22 protein-coding genes are annotated in these 24,197 nt (G+C 62.6%); 12 read left to right on the top strand and 10 right to left on the bottom strand.

The genetic code is table 11. The features are described 5' to 3' along the window. The first annotated feature begins 26 nt into the window (after nt 1-26). The 5 genes from lptF to rsmA are packed head-to-tail and all read left to right on the top strand — an operon-like array spanning nt 27 to nt 6,906. Nucleotides 27-1,199, top strand: coding sequence for an LPS export ABC transporter permease LptF (gene lptF, locus HKD31_RS03720; protein ID WP_062494878.1), 1,173 nt, complete (start codon nt 27-29; stop codon nt 1,197-1,199). Beyond that, the gene (gene lptG / locus HKD31_RS03715; protein WP_011251885.1) at nt 1,196-2,386 is read left to right on the top strand and encodes an LPS export ABC transporter permease LptG; all 1,191 of its coding nucleotides are present in this window, start codon (nt 1,196-1,198) and stop codon (nt 2,384-2,386) included. Before lptF ends, lptG begins: the two co-directional genes overlap by 4 nt. Beyond that, the gene (locus HKD31_RS03710) at nt 2,386-4,710 is read left to right on the top strand and encodes an LPS-assembly protein LptD (protein WP_370543915.1); all 2,325 of its coding nucleotides are present in this window, start codon (nt 2,386-2,388) and stop codon (nt 4,708-4,710) included. The genes lptG and HKD31_RS03710 overlap by 1 nt, the downstream gene beginning before the upstream one ends. A 2-nt stretch (nt 4,711-4,712) precedes the next feature. Continuing rightward, nucleotides 4,713-6,086, top strand: a complete 1,374-nt coding sequence (locus HKD31_RS03705) for a peptidylprolyl isomerase (RefSeq protein WP_062494882.1) — start codon at nt 4,713-4,715, stop codon at nt 6,084-6,086. Nucleotide 6,087: 1 nt separating this feature from the next. Next, nucleotides 6,088-6,906: a 16S rRNA (adenine(1518)-N(6)/adenine(1519)-N(6))-dimethyltransferase RsmA gene (gene rsmA / locus HKD31_RS03700; protein ID WP_194263577.1), complete on the top strand. Its 819-nt coding sequence runs from the start codon at nt 6,088-6,090 to the stop codon at nt 6,904-6,906. Nucleotides 6,907-6,912: 6 nt separating this feature from the next. Here rsmA and HKD31_RS03695 read toward each other — a convergent pair whose 3' ends face one another. The 7 genes from HKD31_RS03695 to dnaG form a co-directional block, all read right to left on the bottom strand. Beyond that, entirely contained in the window at nt 6,913-8,133 is a 1,221-nt protein-coding gene (locus tag HKD31_RS03695; RefSeq protein ID WP_194263578.1) for an SAM-dependent methyltransferase, read from the bottom strand. Between the two features lie 138 nt (nt 8,134-8,271). Further along, nucleotides 8,272-8,862, bottom strand: coding sequence for a 50S ribosomal protein L9 (gene rplI / locus HKD31_RS03690; RefSeq protein ID WP_062494889.1), 591 nt, complete (start codon nt 8,860-8,862; stop codon nt 8,272-8,274). A gap of 10 nt (nt 8,863-8,872) precedes the next feature. Continuing rightward, the gene (rpsR, locus tag HKD31_RS03685; protein WP_062494891.1) at nt 8,873-9,163 is read right to left on the bottom strand and encodes a 30S ribosomal protein S18; all 291 of its coding nucleotides are present in this window, start codon (nt 9,161-9,163) and stop codon (nt 8,873-8,875) included. A gap of 5 nt (nt 9,164-9,168) precedes the next feature. Beyond that, nucleotides 9,169-9,651, bottom strand: a complete 483-nt coding sequence (gene rpsF, locus HKD31_RS03680) for a 30S ribosomal protein S6 (RefSeq protein ID WP_194263579.1) — start codon at nt 9,649-9,651, stop codon at nt 9,169-9,171. A 159-nt stretch (nt 9,652-9,810) separates the two neighbouring features. Continuing rightward, a complete protein-coding gene (locus HKD31_RS03675) occupies nt 9,811-10,386 on the bottom strand; it encodes a GNAT family N-acetyltransferase (protein WP_194263580.1) in 576 nt (191 codons plus the stop codon). A 23-nt stretch (nt 10,387-10,409) separates the two neighbouring features. After that, a complete protein-coding gene (gene rpoD / locus HKD31_RS03670) occupies nt 10,410-12,368 on the bottom strand; it encodes an RNA polymerase sigma factor RpoD (protein ID WP_194263581.1) in 1,959 nt (652 codons plus the stop codon). A gap of 165 nt (nt 12,369-12,533) precedes the next feature. Next, nucleotides 12,534-14,381, bottom strand: a complete 1,848-nt coding sequence (dnaG, locus tag HKD31_RS03665) for a DNA primase (RefSeq protein WP_194263582.1) — start codon at nt 14,379-14,381, stop codon at nt 12,534-12,536. Nucleotides 14,382-14,724: 343 nt separating this feature from the next. Here dnaG and HKD31_RS03660 point away from each other — a divergent pair, with 343 nt between their 5' ends. From HKD31_RS03660 to HKD31_RS03630, 7 genes are all read left to right on the top strand, one after another. Beyond that, entirely contained in the window at nt 14,725-15,963 is a 1,239-nt protein-coding gene (locus HKD31_RS03660; RefSeq protein ID WP_194263583.1) for an NAD(P) transhydrogenase subunit alpha, read from the top strand. Next, nucleotides 15,960-16,295 (top strand): NAD(P) transhydrogenase subunit alpha part 2, encoded by a 336-nt coding sequence (locus tag HKD31_RS03655; RefSeq protein ID WP_194263584.1) that lies wholly within the window; start codon nt 15,960-15,962, stop codon nt 16,293-16,295. The genes HKD31_RS03660 and HKD31_RS03655 overlap by 4 nt, the downstream gene beginning before the upstream one ends. Then, nucleotides 16,292-17,713 (top strand): NAD(P)(+) transhydrogenase (Re/Si-specific) subunit beta, encoded by a 1,422-nt coding sequence (locus HKD31_RS03650; RefSeq protein ID WP_172491766.1) that lies wholly within the window; start codon nt 16,292-16,294, stop codon nt 17,711-17,713. The genes HKD31_RS03655 and HKD31_RS03650 overlap by 4 nt, the downstream gene beginning before the upstream one ends. A 19-nt stretch (nt 17,714-17,732) precedes the next feature. Next, entirely contained in the window at nt 17,733-18,764 is a 1,032-nt protein-coding gene (gene adhP / locus HKD31_RS03645) for an alcohol dehydrogenase AdhP (protein ID WP_194263585.1), read from the top strand. 25 nt (nt 18,765-18,789) lie between these two features. Next, entirely contained in the window at nt 18,790-19,773 is a 984-nt protein-coding gene (locus HKD31_RS03640; protein WP_194263586.1) for a zinc-dependent alcohol dehydrogenase family protein, read from the top strand. 124 nt (nt 19,774-19,897) lie between these two features. Beyond that, nucleotides 19,898-21,277, top strand: coding sequence for a sensor histidine kinase (locus HKD31_RS03635; RefSeq protein WP_194263587.1), 1,380 nt, complete (start codon nt 19,898-19,900; stop codon nt 21,275-21,277). 78 nt (nt 21,278-21,355) lie between these two features. Next, on the top strand, nt 21,356-21,727 hold the full coding sequence (locus tag HKD31_RS03630) for a hypothetical protein (protein ID WP_062494940.1): 372 nt from the start codon (nt 21,356-21,358) through the stop codon (nt 21,725-21,727). 61 nt (nt 21,728-21,788) lie between these two features. Here the strand turns inward: HKD31_RS03630 and HKD31_RS03625 are convergent, their stop codons facing one another. The 3 genes from HKD31_RS03625 to HKD31_RS03615 all read right to left on the bottom strand — a co-directional run bounded on the left by HKD31_RS03625 (nt 21,789) and on the right by HKD31_RS03615 (nt 24,126). Beyond that, nucleotides 21,789-22,751: a cation diffusion facilitator family transporter gene (locus tag HKD31_RS03625; protein WP_194263588.1), complete on the bottom strand. Its 963-nt coding sequence runs from the start codon at nt 22,749-22,751 to the stop codon at nt 21,789-21,791. 70 nt (nt 22,752-22,821) lie between these two features. Further along, on the bottom strand, nt 22,822-23,235 hold the full coding sequence (locus tag HKD31_RS03620; protein WP_194263589.1) for a nuclear transport factor 2 family protein: 414 nt from the start codon (nt 23,233-23,235) through the stop codon (nt 22,822-22,824). A 9-nt stretch (nt 23,236-23,244) separates the two neighbouring features. Further along, nucleotides 23,245-24,126: an NAD(P)-dependent oxidoreductase gene (locus HKD31_RS03615; protein WP_194263590.1), complete on the bottom strand. Its 882-nt coding sequence runs from the start codon at nt 24,124-24,126 to the stop codon at nt 23,245-23,247. Nucleotides 24,127-24,197 lie beyond the last annotated feature (71 nt).

Genomic DNA, 24,197 nt, shown 5'->3' with positions numbered 1-24,197 from the left:
CACGCGCTAGGGATAGATGAAGGGCCATGGCCTCATCCTCCGGAACCTCCGGGCGGCAGATCCTGCCTCTGCTCGACCGCTACATTCTCCGCCAGCTTCTCATCGCCCTGCTGGCGCTGACGGGAGGGGCGACGGCACTGATCTGGCTGACCCAGTCGCTGCACTTCGTCTCGATGGTGGTCCAGCACGGCCTGTCCCTGAGGGTTTTCATCCAGCTCACCTCGCTGATGCTGCCATCCTTCATCGCCGTAATCCTGCCGATCACGACGTTTCTCGTCGTGCTTTTCACCTATCAGCGGATGGTCGGCGACCGGGAACTCACGGTCATGCGCGCAGCCGGCCGCTCACCGCTGGAACTGGCGAGGCCAGGGCTGCTCTGCGCGTTCTTCTCGGTGATCCTGTGCTACGTCCTGACCCTGTGGCTCGCGCCAGTTTCGTACCATGCGTTCCATCGCTACGAGTTCCAGATCCGCAATCGCATGGCGGCCTTCCTGCTTCAGGACGGCGTGTTCACCAGCCTGTCCAATGACATGACGGTCTATGTGCGCGGCCGCACCAGTGATGGCCAGTTGCACGGTGTGCTGGTCGAAGACGACCGCGACCCCGATTCCCACACCACGATCCTCGCGGAACGCGGCACCATGGTCGTGGTCAACGACCAGCCGCGCGTCGTGCTGTATGACGGCTCGCGCGAGGAAATCGACCGCCATACAGGACGGCTGAATGTCCTGACATTCGGACGCAACACCATCGATCTCACCTCGTCGCGCCAGCACAACCACGAAGACCGGGACCCGGACGAAATGTCCCTGCGCGAGCTGTTCCATCCCGATCCCCACGAAGTCTCAGAGCGTGACCGCGGCAAGAACATCGTCGTGGGATGGCGCCGGCTCACCTCACCGCTGACGGCCCTGTCCTTCGCGATGATCGGTCTGGTCACCGTGCTCCGGGGGGCCTTCTCCCGTCACGGCAACATCACACGCCCCCTGATCGCCATCCTGACGGTCGTCGGGCTTCTGGCCATCTCGCTCATGCTCCAGAACCTCGCCGGGCGGCACCTCGCGCTGGTGCCTCTCATCTGGCTTGAGGCCATTCTCCCGGCCATCGTCTGCGCGGCCATGCTGTTCCTCGAACAGTGGACCGGCACCGTGCGCCAGACCGCTCCGGCCTCCGTGCCCTCCGCAGGGGGCGCCCGATGAGAGCCATCCCGTCCCCCCGCCTGGGCCCCTGGCTGACATCCCTGTTCCAGGCGATCAGCACCCGCGACGAACATGCCGGGTTTTCTACGACCCTCGCGATCTACATCGCGCGGCAGTTCATGCTCAGCACCCTGTCCATGGTGCTGGCCCTGACCGGACTGGTCTCCCTGTTCGACTTCATCGACCTGCTGCGCCGCGCGGCAACACGGCCCAACGTCCCGGCCAGCCTCATCGTCAAGATCGCGGCCCTGCATGTTCCTTATTACATCATCTACGTCCTGCCTTTCGGCATCCTGCTGGGCGGGATCGTGTGCTTCTCCCGCCTGACACGCTCCTCCGAACTCATCGTGGCGCGCGCCGCCGGCATTTCCGCCTGGCAGTTCCTCGCCAGCCCGCTGGCCTGCGCCCTGCTGACGGGCCTGCTGACGACAACCGGCATCTCGGCCCTGTCCTCGACCATGTTCCGCAGCGCCGAAATGCTCGACCAGACCTATCTGCGCACCGGCGGCGGCCCCCTGACACTCAATGGAGGTGCGCTCTGGCTCAGACAGTCCGATGACGGTCTGGTTCCGCACGGTGTTGCGATCCTGCATGCCCAGGACGTCCATCTCATCGACGGCGCCCTGAAGGTTTCGGGCGTCTCGATCTTCCGCCTCGATGACCGGGACCGCCTGATCGTCCGCGTCGAAGCCCCCCAGGGCGCGCTGGGCGATCACCAGTGGATCCTGCACGGAACCTCAGTGCTCCACCCCGATCACCTGCCGCAGCAGATCGGGGACATGACCCTGCCATCCGATCTGACGGTCGGCCGCGTGCAGGAAAGTTTCGCATCGCCGGATACGCTGTCCGTCTTCGCTCTTCCGGGCTTCATCAGCCTTCTGGAGCGCTCGGGATTCCCCTCGATCCGGCACAGACTTCATTTCCAGTCGCTACTGGCCCTTCCCATTCTGGCCGGGACCATGGCATTGGTATCCGCAGGCTTCTCGATGCGCCCCACACGGCGCGGCGGCGTGGCCCGGATGCTGGGATCGGGAATCGCCGCAGGCTTTGCGCTGTTCACCATCTCGAAAGTGGCCGAACAGTTTGGTGAATCCGGCGCCCTGCCGCCGGTTCTTGCCGCATGGGCGCCGACAGGTGCGGGGCTCTGCCTCGCGGTGGCCCTTTTGCTGCACATGGAGGATGGTTGATGACGGTGCCCCTGTGGCTCCCAACACGCGCCCGCAGACGCGCTTCGTTCGTCGGTGCCACGCTGATGGCTGGAACCGCGCTCGTGGCGCCGCAGACAATGTCTGCCAACACGATGCAGCGCGACAATTCCCATGTCATCGTCATCGGAAAGCCAACATCCCAGACCGATCCCCTGACCTATCTTGCGGATAGCGAAAGCTATGCCAAGAACGGCCTGATCACATGGGAAGGGAATGTCCGCGTCTGGCAGGGCGATCACGCCATGCGCGCCGACCGCGTGACCTATGACCGCAGCACCGGCATCCTGTCCGCCAAGGGCCATGTCGCGGTCGTGGAACCCGATGGCAGCACGACCTATGCCGATTACGTCGAGTTCAGCCACGGCATGCACGACGGCATCGGCAGCGGCATCTACATCCGCATGGAAGACAACGCCAAGCTCGCCGGCAACGGCATGCGCCGCACGAACGGGATGCTCAACGACCTGACGCATGCCGTCTACACGGCCTGCAAGATCTGCGAGAAAAATCCCGACCTGCCCCCCTTCTGGCAGTTCCAGGCTTTTGATGCGACGCAGGACGTGCAGCACAAGCGGCTCGAATTCGATCATGCCTGGCTGAAAATGCTCGGCCTGCCAGTTTTCTATTTCCCGTTCTTCTCCATGACCGATCCGTCCGTTAAACGGCAGAGCGGCTTCCTGATGCCGGGCATCAGCCCGCATGACCGCTATCTCGGCACCTATTTCACGCTCCCCTATTTCTGGGCTATCGACGAGCAGCAGGACCTGACGGTACGCGGCCTCGTCTCCACCAAGACCGGCCCCGAACTGACGGCGCAGTACCGCAACCGCATGAATTTCGGCTCGGTCGACGTCACGGGCGGCGTGGCCTACGACACCCATAACGAAAGCGAGTACACCAACACCTTCGGCAACAATGTCGGCTCATCCAGCGAATATGGCGTACAGGGCTATGTGTTCGGTCGCGCCAATTTCGCCCTCGACCGCAACTGGCAGCTTGGCGCCAACATCAACGTCGCCAGTTCCGCCAACTACATGCGTGACTACCGCGTTCCCGGCTACGGTCAGGAAATGCTGAATTCCAACCTGTTCCTCGAAGGATACGGCGTTGGCTCCTACATGCGTCTCGACGGACAGGCCTATCAGGGCCTGAACCAGGGCGTCATCCGCAACTCGGATCTCCCCTGGGCCCTTCCGAGACTGACCTACGCGTTTCAGGGACAGCCGGACATGTTCGGCGGCCGTCTCAGCGTCCAGACGACGGACTTCAACCTGTACCGCAAAAACGGCATCAACGATCAGCGCGGCGAAGCGGCCATCCAGTGGGACCGCCCGTTCCACAACAAGCTCGGGCAGCAGTTCCTGCTGACGGCCCGGATTGATTCCATGGTCTATCACGCCACCCAGGCCTACCAGCAGCCGACCTACTACACGAACGCCGGCGGCAACCATCTCGTCGGACAGGTCCAGCCGACCATCGCCCTGAAGATGAACTGGCCGTTCCTGCGCAGCTTCGCCAAGGGACATGGCTCGCAGATCCTGGAGCCGATCGCCCAGATCATTGCTGCCCCCAACACCGGCAACTCGCAGAACCGCAACATCCCCAACGAAGACAGCCTGTCCTACGAGTTCACCGACACCACGCTGTTTTCCCTCAACCGCTATCTCGGCACGGACCGTCTCGACGGCGGCCTGCGCGCGAATGTGGGCATCCATCAGAACTGGTCCTGGAACGGCCACGCCATCGACATGCTCGTTGGTGAAAGCTTCCAGGAACATATCGACCACAACCGCCTGCCCTATTCCGGCCTCGACCACCACCTGTCGGACCCGGTGGGTCGCCTGCGCGTCAGCCCGAACCAGTATGTCGATGTCACGGCCCGCGGCCGCTTCAACCCGTGGACCCACCAGTTCGACTACGGCGAAGGCCTCGTCAGCACCGGCGTTCCGATGTTCCGCCTGACAGGTGGCTACATCTACGCGCCCGTAACGCCATATTATTATTACGCGACAGATTTCCGCGAATCCGGTCCCAATGCGCCATACATGGTCAAGACGAGCGAAGTGACTGGCGGGTTTTCAACCCACTGGCGGAATTACCATGCGTCGGGTTTCTTCCGCCGCAGCCTGTCCAGGAAACAGTTCGTCGCAAACGGTGGCACGATCGGCTATTCCAATGACTGTTTCGGGCTGGATATCATGTATATCAAGCAATACACCCGTATCGGCGGCGAACAGCGTAACGAGACCGTCCTGTTCAACTTCACGTTCAAGACGATCGGCACCTTCGGAATCAACGGTTGAGCATGTCCAAGACCCACTGCATCGCCTCTACGGCCCTGGCTGCCCTTCTCGCCTTCTCGGCAGCCCTCCCCGCCACGGCCGCCCCGCATCACAAGGCGGACCCGAAAGCGGCTTCGAAAACTGCGGCGACCAAGCAGGACGCTCCTCCGGCCAAGCCGCCCGAGGACCAGATCCTGGCCGTCATCAACGGACAGGTCCTCACGCAGCGTGACGTGGACAACCGCGCAAAGCTCTTCGTGCTCTCGACCGGCCTGCCCATCAGCCCGGAAATCATGAACCGCATGCGCGGCCAGATTATCCATCAGCTGATCGACGAGCGCCTGAAAACACAGGAAATCCTCAGGCTCCACATCAATGTGGAACCTGACCAGATCGCGGGCGCCATTTCAAATATCGAACAGCGCAACGGCATGCCCAAGAACGCCCTGCGGGACCGTCTGGCCTCGGATGGCGTGTCACTGACGACGCTGATCGACCAGATCCGCGTGCAGATCGGCTGGATGCAGGTCCTGCGTGAAAAGCTGGGCGAGGAAGGCCGGATCACCGCCACCCAGATCAGCCAGCGCGAGCAGGCCCTTCAGGCCGAGCAGGGACGCGCCCAGTATTTCATGAGCGAAATCTTTGTTCCCGTGGCCGATCCACGGCATGACGAAGCCGAGCTTACCTTCACCAAGACGATCATTTCCCAGCTCCGCGAAGGCGCTCCCTTCCCGATCGTGGCCGCCCAGTTCTCGCAGGCCCAGTCAGCCCTCGATGGCGGCTCCATGGGCTGGGTGCAGGAAGACAACCTCGATCCGCAGGTCGTCAACATCGTCCGCCAGATGCCGATCGGCGCCATTTCCAACCCGATCCAGGTCGCCGGCGGCTTCGTGATCGCCACCGTTCAGTCAAAACGCGTGGTCGGCAAGCAGATGGGCACCCAGCTCGACCTGCGACAGGCCTTTTTCCCGTTCGATGCGCCCCTGAACCCGCAGAACCCGACCGATCAGCAGCGTGCCGCCCTGCAGAAAGCGACGACAGCCGTACAGACGGTCCATAGTTGTGACGCCATGGAAGCGCTCAACAAATCCCTTGGTGAAAAGCGTCCCAGCAATCCGGGCTCGCAGATCCTCGAGCGCCTGATGCCCCAGATGAAGGCAGTTCTCGAAGCGCTCCCCCCCAACAAGGTCAGCCGTCCGCTGGTCTCGATGGACGGTATTGCCCTGCTCATGGTCTGCAACCGCCAGCAGAAAAACTTGGCCCAGCAGAGCCCCAGCGAAATCGCCGATCAGCTCATGAACGAACGTGTCGAGCAGGCCTCCCGCCAGCTTCAGCGCGACCTTCAGCGCCGCGCGATCATCGAGATGCGTCCCGCCGCCAAGACGGCCTTCAACTGACGTGTCCCTTCCTTCACTGCGTGACACCATTCAGGCCCATGGTCTGGATGCGAAGAAATCTCTCGGCCAGCACTTCCTTCTCGATCCGGGCATCTGCGCCCGGATCGCAGCTCTCGGCGGTGATCTGACAGGACGCAGTGTCGTCGAAATCGGTCCCGGTCCCGGCGGCCTGACCCGCGCCCTGCTGGACACCCCTGCCAGCCGCGTCGATGTCGTGGAAATCGACGAGCGCGCATGGCCCCTGCTGGACGAACTGGCTACTTACTACCCGGACCGCCTGCACGTCGTCCGTCAGGACGCCCTGAAGCTGGATGCTGCGGCTCTGGCCCCCGCTCCGCGCCAGATCATTGCGAACCTACCCTATAACGTTGCCACGCCCCTGCTCATAGGCTGGCTCCGCCAGGCATCGCAGTGGGAACGGCTGTCGCTGATGTTCCAGCTTGAAGTCGCGGAGCGTATCTGCGCGGCTCCGGGAAGTTCAGCTTACGGACGCCTGGCGGTGCTGGCCCAGTGGTGCGCCTCATGCTCGGTCGCCCTGCGCATCCCGCCGGCCGCCTTCTCACCGCCACCCAAGGTCCATTCCGCCGTGGCCGTCATCATCCCCCATGCGGAACAGCCGTCTCCGCAGCTGTTCCGCGCCATGGAGCAGGTCACGGCCGCCGCCTTCGGCCAGCGCCGCAAGATGCTGCGCTCCTCGCTGAAATCCATCGGCGGCGAGCGTCTGCTGGAACAGGCCGAAATCGAACCGACCCGCCGGGCCGAAACGCTCTCGGTCGCCGAATTCGCGCGGCTGGCGGAACTGAATCTCGCCAGCCGCTGAGGCCCCTTACGACGTCACGCTTTCCCGTTCACGCTCGAACATGTAGTCGCGCGTGAACGGCACGGCATCGATCGACCGGGTCAGCTGAAGCTGGAAGTTCATGTGCCCCTGCACGCGGAACGCCAGTTCGGCCCCCACAAGATAGAACTCGAACATCCGGACAAACCGCTCGTCATACAGCGCCCGGATCTTGTCGCGATTGGCATCGAAACGCTTGCGCCATTCCGCCAGCGTGCGCGCATAATGCAGACGCAGCACCTCGCAGTCCGTCATCCACAACCCGGACCGCTCGATCGCCGCCAGCGTCTCGCTCAGCGCAGGCGAATATCCACCCGGGAAAATATATTTCTGGATCCAGGGATTGGTCGTCCCCGGCCCGTCCATACGTCCTATGGAATGGATCAGCGCCACGCCATCCGGCTTGAGACAGGCTTTCAGCTGCTTGAAAAATGCCTCGAACTGTGGCGGGCCCACATGCTCGAACATGCCCACCGAGACGATCCGGTCGAACTGCTGATGCAGGTTGCGGTAGTCGATCAGTTCGAAGCACACTTGGCCCTCAAGCCCTTCTTCCTTCGCCCGCTTCCGCGCCACCTCGAGCTGCTCGCGTGACAGCGTGATACCAAGGACCTTCGCCCCATAATCCTTCGCCAGCGTCAGGGCCATGCCACCCCAGCCACAGCCGATATCAAGCACCTCGAGCCCCGGACGATCCAGATTGAGCTTGGAGGCAATATGCCGCTTCTTGGCGATCTGCGCCTCTTCCAGCGTCATATCCTCATGCGCGAAATAGGCGCAGGAATACTGCCGGTCCTTGTCCAGGAACAGATCGTACAGCGTACCGTTCAGATCATAGTGATGCGCGACATTGCTGCGGGATTTCTTGAGCGAATTGAGCGTCTTCCACGCCCGCGTCACATAGCGCAGACGATCCTCGATTTCTTCGAAGACATGCCCATGCCCATTGATGTTCTCCATCAGGACGCTCAGCAGTGTCTCGAGCGTACAGCCGTCGGGCACGATGCTGCCCGCCATGTATTCCTCGCCGAACGCCAGACCGGAATTGATGATCAGGGCCCGCTCCGCCTGTTTGTTGAGCAGATGAAGTCCGGCTTCCAGTCCCGGCTTGCGGCCACGATAGGTGCAGACAGTCCCGTCACTGAACGTGACCCTCAGGCTTCCTGTCTGGATGAACTTCCTCAAGACAAAATCCAGAATCCGTTTCATTCCGATCTCCTGTTTCCAATACCGGGAAAAAGCCCGAACAGGTCTGGAGTTGTACTCCTCCGGAAGAACAGACACAAAAAAACCCGGCCGGGGATATCCCCGGCCGGGTTTTTCAGGACAAGGTCCTCGGTAAAAGCCTTATGCTTCTTCCGATGCCTCGGCAGCTTCGGCAGCAGCCTCTTCGGCGGCATTCTCAGCCTGCAGTTCGCCAAGGATGTTCTCATCCTCGTCCTGCACGCCAATGGCTTCGCCACGGGCCTGACGCTCTGCTTCTTCAGCGGAACGGGCAACGTTCACCGTCAGCGGGATGGACACTTCCGGATGCAGCACGATGCGTGCTTCCGTCAGACCAAGCTGCTTGATCGGGTGTGCCAGGACAACCTGCTGACGCGAAATCGTCAGGCCGGCTTCCGTAGCGGCAGCCGCGATGTCGCGGGTGCTGACGGAGCCGTACAGGCTTCCGCTGTCACCAGCCTGACGGATGATGACGACGGACAGTTCGTGCATGCGCTCGGCAAGACGCTCGGCCTCTTCACGCTTCTTGAGGTTCTGGGCCTCAAGCTGGGCGCGCTCGGTCTCGAAACGCTTCTTGTTGGCAACCGTGGCGCGCATGGCCTTGGCCTGGGGCAGCAGGAAGTTACGGGCATAACCCGGCTTCACGTGCACCAGGTCGCCCATCTGGCCGAGATGCTCGACCCGCTGCAGCAGGATCAGTGCGGTCTGGGACATGATGCTCTCCTCAGTTCACGACGTAGGGGAGCAGGGCGAGGAAACGGGCGCGCTTGATCGCCTGTGCCAGCTCACGCTGCTTCTTGGCCGAAACGGCCGTGATGCGGCTCGGCACGATCTTGCCGCGCTCCGAAAGGAAGCGGCTCAGCAGACGCACGTCCTTGTAGTCGATCTTCGGCGCGTTGGGGCCGGAGAACGGGCAGGACTTGCGACGACGGTAGAACGGACGACGTGCGCCAACTGCCGTACGACGGGCAGCCGGGTTCACTTCGCTGACGTCGGGAGTGATGGTCTCGGACATGTTTCTTACTCCGCTCCGGCCGTCTCACGAGCATCGTCCTGCTCGCCACGTGCACGATATTCTTCACGGTCTTCGCTGCTGCGACGGGGACCGCCACGGCCGCTCTCGAAACGACCGGCCGGCTTGGAGCCGCCACGGAAGTTGCCGCGATCGCCACGATCATCGCTCTTGCGGGCCAGAACCGGAGACGGGTTCTCGTCGATCTCGTCAACGCGCAGCGTCAGAACGCGCAGCACGTCTTCGTTCAGGCCCAGCTGACGCTCCAGCTCGCGCAGCACGTCGGGGGTGCAGTCAAGGCCCAGCAGGACGTAATGGCCCTTGCGGTTCTTCTTGATGCGGTATGCGAGCGAACGCAGGCCCCAGAACTCGCGCTTCTGGATGGAACCGCCGTTGTCCTTGAGCAGGGTTTCGATGGTCTCGACCAGGGTTTCCACCTGAGCCTGCGACACATCATTACGTGCGATGAGCACGCTTTCATACAATGGCATGAATACTCCCTTCGGATGAGGTCAACCCGCGACTGGCTCCGGCCCATGCCGGAAACAGGGCCCATGTTTCAGGGCACGGGTATAGCCGGTGCGATGCCACATCGCCCGGCAGGGAAAGGCGGCATTAATCACACCATGCGTCTCAAAGCAAGTCCTGCCTCAGAGTCGCTTCAGTCTTTGCGGCACATATTCGTCCGGAACGTCCCAGCTTTCCGGCACGACATACCGGAGTTCAAATCCCGCCCGCCGGTAATTCGGCAGCGCATGGGGATGATCGAGCGTGCAGGTATTGACCCGCAGGCGCCAGCTTCCGGCCCCGAAGGCCCGGGCCACGGCATGATCCAGAAGCACACGCCCCAGACCGCGCCCCATCCCCTGCGACAGAAGGCCGAAATAAGCCAGATTGGCATCCCCGCCCTGCCTCAGATCCAGTTCGTAGAACCCGAGCGGCTCCCCGGAGCCATCACGCAGGACCATGAAATGAACGGCAGGATCATGAAGAATCCCCGCCAGTTCCGCATCCGGCATCGACCGGCGCATCCACCAGCAGTAGTCCTGCCCCACCCCCGCATACAGGACGCGATAAAGCGGCACGGCCTCGTCCCCCGTCACGCGGGACAGGGAATATCCTTCCGGCAGAACGGGAAACGGACGGGGAGAGCGTGTCTCCAGAAAGATGACATCCACCGCAAGACGGGTGGATGTCCCTTTCGGCTTAAGCCAGTCCGGCAGCATCGCCCCGGTCCCGCGCCCGACGATCAGTTGTCGTCGAGGAAGGAGCGCAGCTTGCGCGAGCGGCTCGGGTGCTTGAGCTTGCGCAGTGCCTTCGCCTCGATCTGACGGATACGCTCACGGGTCACGTTGAACTGCTGACCCACTTCCTCAAGGGTGTGGTCCGTGTTCATGCCGATGCCAAAGCGCATCCGCAGCACGCGCTCCTCACGCGGCGTCAGCGACGCCAGAACGCGCGTCGTGGCTTCACGCAGGTTCGTCTGGATGGCAGCATCCAGCGGAATGACGGCCGTCTTGTCCTCGATGAAGTCACCGAGATGGCTGTCTTCCTCATCACCAATCGGCGTTTCGAGCGAGATCGGCTCCTTGGCGATCTTCAGGACCTTGCGGACCTTCTCCAGCGGCATGCCAAGCTTCTCGGCCAGCTCTTCCGGAGCCGGCTCACGCCCGATCTCATGCAGCATCTGGCGCGACGTCCGGACGAGCTTGTTGATCGTCTCGATCATGTGGACCGGAATACGGATCGTCTTGGCCTGATCCGCGATGGAACGCGTGATCGCCTGACGGATCCACCAGGTCGCATAGGTCGAGAACTTGTAACCGCGACGGTATTCGAACTTGTCCACCGCCTTCATCAGACCGATGTTGCCTTCCTGAATCAGATCCAGGAACTGCAGGCCACGGTTCGTGTACTTCTTGGCGATCGAGATCACCAGACGCAGGTTCGCCTCGATCATTTCCTTCTTGGCGCGCGTGGAATCACGCTCGCCACGGGAAATGGTGGCATAGACCCGGCGGAACTCTCCAACCGGCAGACCCGTCTCATGCGACAGGGCCGCAATCTCGCCACGCAGGTTGCGCAGTTGGTCCATGTGCTTGGTCGTCAGGTTCTTCCAGCCCTTGCCCGGCAGCGCGGAAATGCTGTCCAGCCAGGTCGGGTCAAGTTCGCGGCTGCGATACTTGATGAGGAAGTCATCACGCGAGATCTTGCAGTTCTCAGCCAGACGCATCATCCGGCCTTCGACATTGTTCAGCTTCTGAACCTGCATCTTGATCTGCGCAACCAGCTCTTCGATCCGGTTATTGTGCAGATGCACCTGCTCAACGAGGCTGACCAGTTCATGCCGCAGCTTCTCATAGGTCTGCTCGGACTTGTCCGAGTGATCCTCACCACCCGTCAGGGCTTCGATGCGCTTGATCTGGAGCTTGCGAAGCTTGTGATACAGCGGCTCGATGGCTTCGAAGCGTGCCAGGATTTCCGGCTTCAGCTTCTCTTCCAGAGCGGACAGGGACAGGCCGCTGCCTTCCTGCTGGTCGCCTTCACCCTCTTCGTTCTCGTCCTCGGCAGAGTCGTCCTCTTCGGACGCCTCGTCACCTTCTTCGCCCTCGACCGCCTCGGGGTCCGGACCACCACCCTGGCTGGCCTCGAGATCCACGATGTCACGCAGGAGCATCTCGCCGTCCTTGAGGCGCTCATGCCAGGAAATGATAGCGCGAATCGTCAGCGGGCTCTCGCACAGGCCGCCAATCATCTCGTCGCGGCCAGCCTCGATCCGCTTGGCGATCGCAATCTCACCCTCGCGCGACAGCAGCTCGACCGAGCCCATCTCACGCAGATACATGCGGACCGGATCATCCGTGCGGCTGGCGGCCTCGGCATCGACGTTACCGCCCTGCGGGCCCTCGGCTTCCTCGCCGTCGCCCTCGGCTTCCTTTTCCGCGGGAGCCTCGGCTTCGTCCTGGTCCTCGTTCTCGATAACCTGGATGCCCATTTCGGACAGCGCCGCCATGACGTCCTCGATCTGCTCCGAAGACATCTGATCCTGCGGCAGGACAGCGTTCAGCTCGTCAAAGGTGATGTGTCCGCGTTCACGCCCTTTGGCGATCAGCCGCTTAACGGCAGCGGACTGCGTATCGAGGAGAGTGGTATCCCCCTCCTGTTCCTGCGCGTTCCGATCCGTTCCAGAGGCTGTTTTCGTCGCCATTCGTCTCTCCGTCAACTCCGCCGCGAGTTAGCAATCCGGCAGCGTGCAGGTGGTCGATCCTGCGCCCGAAGTCAAGATTGGCACCCCAAAGAATGCAACCTTTCGGGAATAAAATTCGTTCCGGAAGCATTTCTTCCGCTGTTGCGGAGCAGTCTCCGCCACCCCTTACTCTCCGACCCTCTCTCCGCTTTTCAGGGCATCGCGAACCCGAAGACGGGTCATGAGTGCATTGGGAAAACGAAGCCCGCTCTGCCCGTTCTCATCCACGAAAGGCTCCATGTCCCCTTCAATCACGGCCCGGGTCACGTCCTCTTCCAGGGTCCGCTCGAAGGTCTGGAAATTGACCAGGGCATAAAAATGCCACCAGCTTTCAATGACATCCACCTTCAGGATCTCGTCCTTGACCTTCCCGTCACCCACACTGCGCGGCAACGGGCCGCCTTTCACCCTTCCCGCCAGATCTGCCAGCCCATGCTCCTCGAGCCAGGCCATGCAGCCCTCTTCCTTCAGAGCGTCCTGTTCCTCTTCCTGACAGGACCAGTCCAGCAGCGCCGAACGCAGACGGTCCAGTTCAGGCGTCAGATGCAGACCGCTATACGCCTGTTCCACTTCCGGAAGGATATCGGGATGGTGAAGCAGCATCGCCGTCATAATGTTCAGCCGCTCCAGATTTCCCGACTCCACATCGCGCATTGCCCCGGGCGCCTGCGTGGAGAGCGGCAGGCTCTCGCCCCCCTTGCGCTGGAAAGTTTTCTTCCGCCGGAAGCGCGCAAAGAACATGTCCAGCAGCGTGCTGCGATATTCCGATGCCAGAGCCTTGTCCGGAATGAGCCGCGACAGCGCCACCAGCTTTTCACGCAAAGCTGCCCGCTGGTCCGGCCCCGGATCCACCAGTCCCACCGTCAGCAGCCCGAACAGTTCCTCCGCCATCGACGTCGCGCCGGACAGTGCCTCCTGCATGGCCCGAGGCCCCCGGCTACGGATCAGACTATCCGGATCATCCTTTGGGTCCAGCCGGCAGAACCGGATCGTCCGCTCAGGCGACAGAAGGGGCAACGAAACCTCACACACCCGGAGCGCCGCCCGCGCCCCCGCCGCATCACCATCGAGACACAGGATCGGTGACGGCGACATGCGCCACAACAGTTCAAGCTGTTCCTCGCCCATCGCCGTGCCCAGAGGAGCCACAGCCCCGCCAAACCCCGCCTGATCCATGGCGATGACGTCCATATAGCCCTCGACCACCACGAGATCAGCCCCGCGATGCACGGCTTCGCGTGCCAGGTCGAGATTGAACAGCGTCCGGCGCTTGGAGAACAGGGCCGTCTCCGGGCCATTGAGATATTTGGGCTGCCCGTCCCCGAGCGTCCGGGCGCCGAAGGACATCATGCGCCCCCGCCGGTCCCTGATCGGGAACGTCACGCGATTGAAGAACAGCTCCCCTTTCGGAGCGCCCTGCTCATCCACGCGCATGACCCCGGCGCGGATCAGCATCTCGACCGTCACGCCATGCGGTCGCAGTTCGTCCAGCAGTTGCCGCCCGTCGCCGGACCAGCCCAGACCGAACCGCTCGATCGTCTCTTCCGTCAGCCCGCGCCCCCGCAGATAGGCCAGCCCCTCACGTCCTTCCGGGCGGTACAACCGGCGGCGATAGCTCTCCTGCACGAGATTGAGCACGTCACCGAGCGACTGCGCTTCCCGGGCACGGGCTTCCGTCCGCGGGTCGGCTTTCGGAACCTCGAGTCCCGCCTCAGACGCAAGCTGTTCGACGGCTTCAGGGAAGCTGCGCCCCTCGCTCTGCATCACATAGCTGATGGCATCACCGTGCACGCCGCAGCCGAAGCAATGGAAATGGTCATCGTAAATGTAGAAGGACGGCGTCTTCTCACCATGGAACGGACAGCAGGTTTTCCAGTTCCGCCCGGACCTCACCAACTTGTTACGCCGCCCGATCAGCGACGGCAGCGGCGTCCGGTTCCGCAGTTCGTCGAGAAAAGCAGCATCAATTGCCATGGGCAGGAAGAGCCTTTCATGCGGGTTGGAAAGAAGGTCCACGAGCGCATACAGCGCCAGCCCTTCTGTTTAAAGGAAACTTTTTCCCGAAATCCACCATACTCCCTTTCCCGACGGAGCGCAGAAAAGTGACCGATCGGTCAGCCCTGTCACAGAATCATAATGACCGATCGGTCATTACGAATAATTTCCTTACAGATATAATTTCTCCCTTTTGATATCCATCAATGGTTTCCACCCCGAAGAAGCGTCATGGTGACGCTGAACGGGGCGCGGGCCCTCTTTGCTCAGCCTGTCCTTCGGCGACAGCCCGCGCCCGACGACAGACACAGGATCGCAACCAATGACTGTCAAGATTTCAGTCCTGAAAGAACGCGACGAAGGCGGGGAACGCCGCGTCGCTCTCATTCCTCAGGTCGCCGAGAAACTGGCCCCGCTGGGCATCACCTTCGCCATGGAAACGGGCGCAGGCGTCGCATCGTCCTATCCCGACGGCACCTACAAGGACGTCACCTTCTCGCCGGACCGCAACGCGCTGGTGGCCGATGCCGACATCGTCCTGGCCGTCCAGCCGCCGACGCTGGAAACGGTCAGGGCCATGAAGCCCGGCGCCATCCTCATTGCCTTCATCTACGGCCGCAACAATCCGGATCTGGTGAAGGCCCTGCGGGATGGGAAGATCACCTGCTTCGCCATGGAGCTGGTGCCCCGCATTTCCCGTGCACAGGCTATGGACGCCCTCTCCAGCCAGGCCACGCTGGCGGGCTATTACGCCGTCCTGATGGGCGCAGTGCACATGCCCAAGATCCTGCCCATGATGACCACGGCCGTAGGTTCCCTGCGCGCCGCACAGGTTCTGGTCATGGGCCTCGGCGTGGCCGGGCTTCAGTCCCTGGCAACCGCAAAGCGCCTAGGTGCCATCACTGAAGGCTATGACGTCCGCCCCGAGAGCAAGGAAGAGGCGCAGTCGCTCGGCGCAAAATTCGTCGATACCGGCGTCGATGCCACCGGTCAGGGCGGCTATGCCCGCGAACTGACGGATGACGAGAAACAGAAGGTCCGCAAGGCGCTGAGCGACCATATCGCCCGCTCGGACCTGATCGTCACAACGGCCGCCGTCCCCGGCAAGCGCGCCCCCCGCCTGATCGATGCCGAACAGATCAAGGCCATGAAGCCCGGCGCCGTCATCATCGACCTTGGCGCGGAAGGCGGCGGCAACTGCGAAGGCACACAGGCCGGGCAGACCGTTCAGGTTGGCCCCACGACCATCGTCGGCCCCGTCAACGTCCCGTCCATGCTCGCCGAGCAGGCCAGCGAACTCTATTCCAAGAACATCATGCATCTGCTCCAGCAGATCATCACCAAGGACAAGGGTCTGGCGCCGGATTTCACCGACGAGGTCATCTCCGGCACCGCGCTGACGCATGGCGGCACCATCACGAATGACGGCATCCGCACCGCCGTGGATCCGAATTCGCCAGCCCCGCCCGCGCCTGCCCCCCCGCCTGTGATCGCACCCGCTGCCACTCCCGCGCCCACTGGCCCCGCCGCAAACGACGCAGGCAAGGAGACCGCAAAATGATCACCGCAATGACCTTCGTCATCGCCCTGTACATCTTCATGCTCGCGGCTTTCACGGGCTATGAGGTCATCAGCCGCGTCCCCTCCATCCTGCACACGCCGCTCATGTCCGGCTCGAACTTCGTACACGGCATCGTGGTCGTCGGCGCCCTCGGCGCACTGTTCAACGCGTCTTCCGTTCTGGAGCAGGTCGTCGGCTTTCTGGGCGTCATGCTCGGCGCCGGCAACGTAGTCGGCGGCTATGTCGTGACCGACCGGATGCTGGCCATGTTCAAGCCCAGCACAAAACCCGCAGCATCCGCTCCGGCCCCGGCATCAGGAGCCAAATCATGATCCTGCTCGCCTATATCGTGGCCCTCAGCGGCCTGATCGCTTCCGGCCTGCTGGTCTATGGCCTCAAACGCATGTCCTCCCCCGTCACGGCCGTCTCGGGCATCGTGACCGCAGGCTGGGGCATGCTGTTCGTCGTCGCGGCCAGCTTCCTTCAGATCTTCAGCGTTTCCGACGCAGCCCAACCCCATATCGTCGTGAACGTCATCCTTGCCGTGCTCGCACTGCTCATCGGTGGCGGCTGGGCTGGCTGGAAAGGCCGCAGCGTCGCCATGACCGCGATGCCGCAGATGGTCGCCCTCTTCAACGGCATGGGCGGCGGTGCTGCCGCGGCCGTGTCCGTCATCGCCCTCACCGGCCCGAAAGACACCGGCGTTGGCCAGCTTCTCGTCACCGTCGCAGGTGGCCTGATTGGCAGCATGTCGCTCTCCGGCTCGCTGATCGCCTGGGCCAAGCTCGATGGCCGCATGAACAAGCCGATCCGCTTCGGTGGACAGCGCATCGTCAATGCCGCCGTCTTCATGCTGACGATCCTGCTCGGCGTCATGGCCGTCGCCCAGTACCATCAGCCCGGCGGTGGCCTGTTCGCCCTGCTGTTCTTCATCGGCGCGCTGCTCTGCGGCATCTGCATGACCGTCCCCATCGGCGGTGCGGACATGCCGGTCGTGATCTCGCTGTACAACGCCTTCACGGGCCTTGCCGTGGGTCTTGAAGGCTATGTCATGGCCGACCCGGCCCTGATGATCGCCGGTATGGTCGTGGGTTCGGCCGGTACGCTGCTGACGGTCATGATGGCCAAGGGCATGAACCGCTCCATCACCAACGTCCTGTTCAGCAATTTCGGTGAAGCCACCGCTGCCGCCGCCAGCGGCCCGCAGAAGGAAGCCAAATCCGTCAGCGCCAGCGATGCCGCGACCACGATGCGCTATGCCTCCACGGTCATCATCGTGCCGGGCTATGGCCTCGCCGTCGCACAGGCCCAGGGCAAGCTCTACGAGTTCGTCAAACTGCTTCAGGCCGCGGGCGTGGACGTGAAATTCGCAATCCACCCGGTCGCCGGTCGCATGCCGGGCCACATGAACGTGCTGCTCGCCGAAGCCGGCGTGCCGTACGACATGATCTACGACATGGACGACATCAACGACAGCTTCGCCGATACTGACGTCGCCCTCGTCATCGGCGCCAACGACGTGGTGAACCCCTCCGCCCGGACGGACAAGTCCTCCCCGATCTACGGCATGCCGATCCTGAATGCCGACAAGGCCCGTCAGGTCTTCGTCATCAAGCGCGGCATGGGCATGGGCTACTCCGCCGTCCAGAACCCGCTGTTCTTCCAGGACAACTGCGCCATGGTCTTCGGGGATGCGCAGGCCGTGCTCTCCAAGATGGTGGAGGCCGTCAAGGGCCTCTCCGCCTCGTAATCCAGAAGGAACCTTCCCAATGGCTGATACAATGCTCGCCGCCGTCGTCCGTGAATTCGGCAAGCCGCTCACTATCGAGCGGCTGCCCATCCCGGACGTCCGCCCCAACCAGATCCTCGTGAAGGTCGATACCTGCGGCGTCTGCCACACCGACCTGCACGCAGCGCGCGGGGACTGGCCCTCCAAGCCCAACCCGCCGTTCATTCCCGGCCACGAAGGTGTGGGCCATATCGTCGCCGTCGGCAGTCAGGTCGATAATTTCGTCAAGGTTGGCGATGTCGTGGGCGTGCCCTGGCTCTATTCCGCCTGCGGCCACTGCGAACACTGTCTGGGTGGCTGGGAAACCCTCTGCGAAAAGCAGGACGACACCGGCTACACCGTCAATGGCTGCTTCGCGGAATATGTCGTGGCCGACCCCAATTACGTCGCGCACCTGCCTTCGACCATCGACCCGCTCCAGACCGCTCCTGTCCTGTGCGCGGGCCTGACAGTCTACAAGGGCCTGAAAATGACCGAGGCCCGCCCCGGTCAATGGGTCGCGATTTCGGGCGTCGGCGGCCTCGGCCAGATGGCCGTGCAGTATGCCATCGCCATGGGCATGAATGTCGTCGCCGTGGATATCGACGACGAGAAACTCGCCACGGCCAAGAAGCTCGGCGCATCCCTGACCGTCAACGCCAAGGACACCGATCCTGCAAAATTCATCCAGCAGCAAATCGGCGGCGCACATGGCGCCCTCGTCACCGCTGTCGGACGGACGGCGTTTTCGCAGGCCATGGGCTATGCCCGGCGCGGCGGCACCATCGTGCTGAACGGACTGCCGCCCGGCGATTTCCCCGTCTCGATCTTCGACATGGTCATGAACGGCACCACCATCCGCGGCTCCATTGTCGGCACACGGCTGGACATGATCGAAGCCATGGATTTCTTCGCCCGCGGCAAGGTCAAATCCGTCGTCACCCCTGGAAAACTTGAAAACATCAATACGATCTTCGACGATCTGCAGAATGGTCGCCTCGAAGGCCGGACAGTGCTCGACTTCCGGTCCTGAACTACAAGCCACAGGAGAACACGCCATGTTCGCCATGCAGCTCAAAGCCCATCACACCCCTCTGGAATGGGTCGAACTCCCCGATCCCGAACCCGGCCCCGATGAAATCCGCATCCGGATCGGCGCCTGCGGCGTGTGCCGGACGGACCTGCATGTCGTGGATGGCGAACTCCCGCACGCCACCCTCCCCATCATCCCCGGCCACGAAATCATCGGCCGGATCGACAAGCTCGGCAGCAATGTCACCGGCCTGTCGGTGGGCGAGAGGGTCGGCGTGCCGTGGCTGGGGCATACCTGCGGGCACTGCTATTACTGCACGCACGGGATGGAAAATCTCTGCGACCATCCCCTCTTCACCGGCTTCACCCGCAATGGCGGCTACGCGACCATGACAGTCGCCGATGCCCGCTACGCCTTCCCGATGGGCGACAAGGGCGAAGACAAGGATCTCGCCCCCCTGCTCTGCGCCGGGCTGATCGGCTGGCGCTGCCTGAAAAAGGCCGGGGACGGCAAAAAGATCGGGCTCTACGGTTTTGGTGCCGCCGCCCATATCATCACGCAGGTCCTGCGCTGGCAGGGCCGCAACGTCTACGCCTTCACGTCCCCCGGCGACACGCAGAAACAGGATTTCGCCCGCTCCCTCGGTGCCGTCTGGGCCGGCGGCTCGGACGAACTCCCGCCTGAACCGCTAGACGCCGTCATCCTGTTTGCCCCCGTCGGCGCCCTGCTCCCCGCTGGTCTCAAGGCCATCCGAAAAGGCGGAAAAGTCGTGTGCGGCGGCATCCACATGAGCGAGATCCCGGCCTTTTCCTACGACACATTATGGGAAGAGCGCGAAATCGTCTCCGTCGCCAACCTGACCCGTCAGGACGGTCTGGAATTCCTGAAAATCGCCCCGGAAGTCGGCATCAAAGTGACCAACACCCCCTATGCCCTAAAGGACGCCAATCAGGCCCTCGATGACCTCCGGCACGGCCGTTTCGACGGTGCCGCCGTATTGCTGCCCTGATCCGCGCCAAAAGCAGGTTTCGGAAAGATGAATTTTCGGGATAAACGTCTCAAAGCGCGACCAAAAGTATCGCGCATGGATCCTGAAACCATCGCAATACTGCGCGCTACCGTCAGAAAGAGATATGGGACAGACACAGACCGCCCCACCCGACATTTCCTGTCCCGCCTTCGACCTGCTGCCTGACCTGATCTGCATGGAGCCTGTCAGCGATACAGGCGCCATGCACTTCAACACGGCCTGGAAGCAGCAGGCGGCAGCCCTTGGCGTACCGCTCGCTTTTTCAGAGTGGCTCCCGGTCATTGTCCCCGCCGATCAAGCACAGATCACCAACATCCTCCGAGACACCACACCCTCAGACCAGCTCCGAAGCACAAGCTTCCGCATCCTGAACCCTGATGGCCACACCCGCTGGTTTCTCCTGCGTCTCGTCCAGCGCCCGGCCGCCAGCGGCGAAGGTGCAGTCCGCCTCCTCATCCTGACCGACATCCATGAGCAGAAACGTCACGAGGAAGCCCTGCTTCAGAAGGCCGACATCCGCGACCGGATGCTCAATGTCAGCGTGGACTGCATCAAGGAAATCGCGAAAGACGGCACGCTGGTTCACATGAACACCGCGGGCTGCGAGGCCCTCGGCGTGGACAGCACCTCGGGCTTCAGCATGAGCTGGCTCGGCCTGCTCCCGCCGGAAGCGCATGTTCCCGGCGGCAAGGCCCTGAAGGACGCCGCCGAAGGACAGAACGTCCGCTTCATGGGGATCAGCCAGCTCCCCGGTGAGCCCGTCCGGCACTGGGACAACATGCTGACTCCGCTCCTGAACCCCGATCAGAGCGTCGAAGCCATTCTCTGCGTCTCGCGCGACGTGACGATCCAGCGCGAGCACGAACAGCAGATCGCCCTGCTGCTCAACGAGCTGAACCACCGCTCCAAGAACATGCTCGCCATCTTTCAGGCCCTGATCCGGCGCACCGTCCCCGACCCCACGGCCCCCTTCGTCAAAGTTCTGGAAGAGCGCATCACCTCCATCGCCCGTAGTCAGGACCTTCTGATCCACGGCGAATGGACGGGCGCCACGGTCCACGATGTCGTCACATCCCAGACTGCCGTGGCCGGTGATTTCCCCGCCACACGCCTGCGGATCGAAGGCGATCCGGAGCTTCAGTTCGTCCCCGACACTGCCGACCGCATCGGCCTTGCGATCTACGAACTGACAACCAACGCCATCAAATACGGCGCCCTGTCGAACGACACCGGAACCGTAACCGTCACCTGGGATCTGCACGACGAAGAGGACAAACCCGTCTTCCGGATGTGCTGGAAAGAGACCGGCGGCCCCACCGTCGCCAGACCCGAACGGCGCGGCTTCGGATCGATCGTCATCGAACACAATCCACGCTCGATCCCCGGTGCCAGCAGTTCCTGCTGCCATGATCCGGACGGCACCGTCTGGACCTTCAGCGCGCCGGCCGAAAACGTGGTGCGCTGCCCCTCCCGGTTGTTCTGAACGCCGGGTTGGGGCATGCTGGCAGCCGTCTCTGTGCTGCCGGGTGACCCGACAGCTTTGGAAAAACAGGAAGCACTCATGAAAAAGTACCTGATGCTTGCCGCCGCTGCCGGTCTGCTGGCAACGTCGATCACGACGGCCGAAGCAGAACCGGGTGGCTGCCTCAAATACGGCGCTGCCGGCGCTGTCGGTGGACATGTCGCCAACCATCACGGCGTCCTGGGCGCCGTGGGCGGCTGCGCGACCGGCATGTATGTGCGTCACCGTTACCGCAAGGAAGCCCGCGCAAAGGCCGCCCTGTACGACAAGGAACATCCGGGCGCGAAGGGCACCTACATCGAGAAGGCCACCGCCTACGATGTCGAGCACTCGACCTCCCCCGGCCAGATGAACAGCACGACCCAGCCGGGCGCTGCCGCTCCGGCTCCGGCCACGCAGCCGCAGCAGTAAAATCCTGCCAGTCCGTTACGGCTGACGGTGTCGGGCTCCCGAAAGGGGGCCCGATCTGCGTTCAGGGGTGCTGCACGGCAATATCCGGGGCACTGTCGCGCTTGTCCTGCGCCTCGACATACATCCGCAGCACCGACGGATATCGCGCCCGCGTCACCCGCTCCAGCGCCGAAACCCCCTGCTCCACCTGCCCGGCCGTCAGCGTGTCGTCCCAGTCCAGCGACAGCAGGACGATGATGCTCCCCGGCCCCCGCGTCTCGGTCACGACCTCGTTGACCCCGATCACACCCGGAAGCTTCGCCGCCTGGGCCCGCACGAACGCATCGATTTCCGGACTACTCTCCCCGACCAGCAGGGAGCGCGTCTCGTTCGTCAGCAGCACTGCAACAATCACCAGAACCACCCCGATCAGCAGCGACGCCACACCATCGAGCACATGCCAGCCCGTCACGACGGACAGCACGGTAAAGACCAGCGCGATCGTCAGACTGACCAGCGCCGCGCCGTCTTCGAACAGCACGACAAACAGCCCCGGATCGGTACTGCGGCGGATCATGGTCCACAGGGATCCTTTCCCGGACGGCAGGGATTTCATGGCCGCCAGAAACCCGTAGCCTTCCATGCTGCCCGAAATGCCGAGAATGGCGACATTCAGCCACCAGCCGGGAAAGACATGCCCCAGCACATGGATCGGCTCCATCGCCGCCGGATGCCAGACCTTCTCCCAGCCTTCGTGCAGGGACGCAACGCCACCGCCAATGAACAGCGCACCCGCCAACACCAGCGTCCAGAAATAAAGCTCCCGGTGATGCCCCAGCGGATGCTCCTTCGTCGCCGGAGCCGCCGCACGCTTCATGCCTACCAGCAGCAGAAGCTGGTTGCCGCAGTCGACAAAGGAATGAACCGTCTCCGCCAGCATCGCGGCCGACCCGGTCAGCAGAGCCGCCACACCCTTCACGCAGGCAATCGCAAGATTGACCCCCAGCGCAATGAAAACGACCTTCGTTGAACCACCTGCCGACATTCTGGCCTCATCCACAAAACAGGATTTCAGAGTGAGGACCTCACCGCCGTGCTGTCAAACCCGTCCCAATCTATTGCAGACTTCCCAACGCATCATCGCCGTGATGACCCTGCTGGACACGCGTCAGTTCATCCACAAGACAGAGCCGCCCGTCGCGGAACTGGTAAAACGCCACCACCCGGATCACGCTCCGCACTCCGGAAGGGCGGGTCGCCGAAGCCAGATGAACCGTCGCCGCCCGATCCGCCTCACAGACCAGATGCAGGATCTCGATTTCCAGCGACGAAAGCCCCTCCCGCAGAGCCAGCGCATGAGCACGAAAATCCGCCAGCGTCATTTCCCGCCCATCCACAAGCTGGCGATAATCGGGCGTCATGAACGCCGTCAGCGCATCCAGATCGGACCCGAAATCCGTAAACATGGCGAACATGTCCCGGATGATCTTTTCCGGCGCATGATCGGCCACCCCAATATGTCCTGACATCCCCGACACCTATTTCAGCCCGCTGTCCTGCCGCGCCCGCTCCAGCAGCACGACGAAATCCCGCCCGGCATCCCCGGCACTGATCGCACTCAGCAACCGGTCCCGCACCACCGAGGCATAAGGCAGCGGCACAGCATGCTCACCCCCGGCCTTGAGGAACATCTCCATGTCCTTGAGCCCCAGCGTCACCGGCGCGCCCGGATGATCGTATTCATGATCGACCATCAGCTTTCCGTAATTCTTGTGAACCGGCGCGTTGTAGAAACTGCCCGTCATGATCTCGAAAATCGCATGAGGATCTGTCCCGGCCTTTTCATTCAGCGCAAAGACTTCCGCCATCTGCTCGATCGTCGAATAGATCATGAAATTCAGAGACAGCTTGGCCAGATTGGCCTGAACCGGGTCCTGCCCCACTTCGAAAATCTTCGACCCGAAACATTCCAGCAAAGGCCGCAGACGCGTCAGTGCCTCCTCCGCTCCCGCCGTCACCACGAACAGCTCACCCGCCTTCGCTGCCGGAGGCCGCCCCAGGACATTGGCACTGACATAGACCTGCCCCTGCTCCGCATGCCCGTCCCGCAGACGGCGCGCCTGCTCCAGAGACAGCGTACTGCTGCACGCATGAATACCGCCCGGCGCCAGAGCCTTGGCAATTCCGTGCTCTCCGAAAACAGCCTCTTCCGTGCTGGCATCATCGAACAGCATGGAGAACACGACCTCCACCTGCCGCGCCACATCGGCAGGCGTTTCGGCAAAAACAGCCCCCTGCGCCACCAGATCATCCGCCTTCGCACGCGTCCTGTTGGTCACGACAAGCTCATGTCTTCCCTTGAGAAGACGCTCCGCCATCGCATGTCCCATGGCCCCAAGGCCCACAAAGCCGACTTTCATGATCCTGATCTCCCGCTGAACACTCCGCTCAGGTTTCAAACCCGCCCGGAGACAACAGTTTTAGCGAAAGT

The sequence above is a fragment of the Gluconobacter potus genome, from assembly GCF_015244705.1.
In the GTDB taxonomy this organism is placed as follows: Bacteria; Pseudomonadota; Alphaproteobacteria; order Acetobacterales; family Acetobacteraceae; genus Gluconobacter; species Gluconobacter potus.
This window is presented reverse-complemented; position numbering and strand designations above follow the sequence as displayed.

What these genes read in the sequence shown, in the direction of transcription:
- HKD31_RS03615 (WP_194263590.1), bottom strand. Translation starts at nt 24,126, where the DNA reads ATGAAAGTCGGCTTTGTGGGCCTTGGGGCCATGGGACATGCGATGGCG.
- rpsF (WP_194263579.1), bottom strand. Translation starts at nt 9,651, where the DNA reads ATGCCATTGTATGAAAGCGTGCTCATCGCACGTAATGATGTGTCGCAG.
- HKD31_RS03710 (WP_370543915.1), top strand. Translation starts at nt 2,386, where the DNA reads ATGACGGTGCCCCTGTGGCTCCCAACACGCGCCCGCAGACGCGCTTCG.
- rpsR (WP_062494891.1), bottom strand. Translation starts at nt 9,163, where the DNA reads ATGTCCGAGACCATCACTCCCGACGTCAGCGAAGTGAACCCGGCTGCC.
- lptG (WP_011251885.1), top strand. Translation starts at nt 1,196, where the DNA reads ATGAGAGCCATCCCGTCCCCCCGCCTGGGCCCCTGGCTGACATCCCTG.
- HKD31_RS03660 (WP_194263583.1), top strand. Translation starts at nt 14,725, where the DNA reads ATGACTGTCAAGATTTCAGTCCTGAAAGAACGCGACGAAGGCGGGGAA.
- rpoD (WP_194263581.1), bottom strand. Translation starts at nt 12,368, where the DNA reads ATGGCGACGAAAACAGCCTCTGGAACGGATCGGAACGCGCAGGAACAG.
- HKD31_RS03655 (WP_194263584.1), top strand. Translation starts at nt 15,960, where the DNA reads ATGATCACCGCAATGACCTTCGTCATCGCCCTGTACATCTTCATGCTC.
- rplI (WP_062494889.1), bottom strand. Translation starts at nt 8,862, where the DNA reads ATGTCCCAGACCGCACTGATCCTGCTGCAGCGGGTCGAGCATCTCGGC.
- lptF (WP_062494878.1), top strand. Translation starts at nt 27, where the DNA reads ATGGCCTCATCCTCCGGAACCTCCGGGCGGCAGATCCTGCCTCTGCTC.
- HKD31_RS03620 (WP_194263589.1), bottom strand. Translation starts at nt 23,235, where the DNA reads ATGTCAGGACATATTGGGGTGGCCGATCATGCGCCGGAAAAGATCATC.
- HKD31_RS03625 (WP_194263588.1), bottom strand. Translation starts at nt 22,751, where the DNA reads ATGTCGGCAGGTGGTTCAACGAAGGTCGTTTTCATTGCGCTGGGGGTC.
- dnaG (WP_194263582.1), bottom strand. Translation starts at nt 14,381, where the DNA reads ATGGCAATTGATGCTGCTTTTCTCGACGAACTGCGGAACCGGACGCCG.
- adhP (WP_194263585.1), top strand. Translation starts at nt 17,733, where the DNA reads ATGGCTGATACAATGCTCGCCGCCGTCGTCCGTGAATTCGGCAAGCCG.
- HKD31_RS03630 (WP_062494940.1), top strand. Translation starts at nt 21,356, where the DNA reads ATGAAAAAGTACCTGATGCTTGCCGCCGCTGCCGGTCTGCTGGCAACG.
- HKD31_RS03635 (WP_194263587.1), top strand. Translation starts at nt 19,898, where the DNA reads ATGGGACAGACACAGACCGCCCCACCCGACATTTCCTGTCCCGCCTTC.
- HKD31_RS03675 (WP_194263580.1), bottom strand. Translation starts at nt 10,386, where the DNA reads ATGCTGCCGGACTGGCTTAAGCCGAAAGGGACATCCACCCGTCTTGCG.
- HKD31_RS03705 (WP_062494882.1), top strand. Translation starts at nt 4,713, where the DNA reads ATGTCCAAGACCCACTGCATCGCCTCTACGGCCCTGGCTGCCCTTCTC.
- HKD31_RS03640 (WP_194263586.1), top strand. Translation starts at nt 18,790, where the DNA reads ATGTTCGCCATGCAGCTCAAAGCCCATCACACCCCTCTGGAATGGGTC.
- HKD31_RS03650 (WP_172491766.1), top strand. Translation starts at nt 16,292, where the DNA reads ATGATCCTGCTCGCCTATATCGTGGCCCTCAGCGGCCTGATCGCTTCC.
- HKD31_RS03695 (WP_194263578.1), bottom strand. Translation starts at nt 8,133, where the DNA reads ATGAAACGGATTCTGGATTTTGTCTTGAGGAAGTTCATCCAGACAGGA.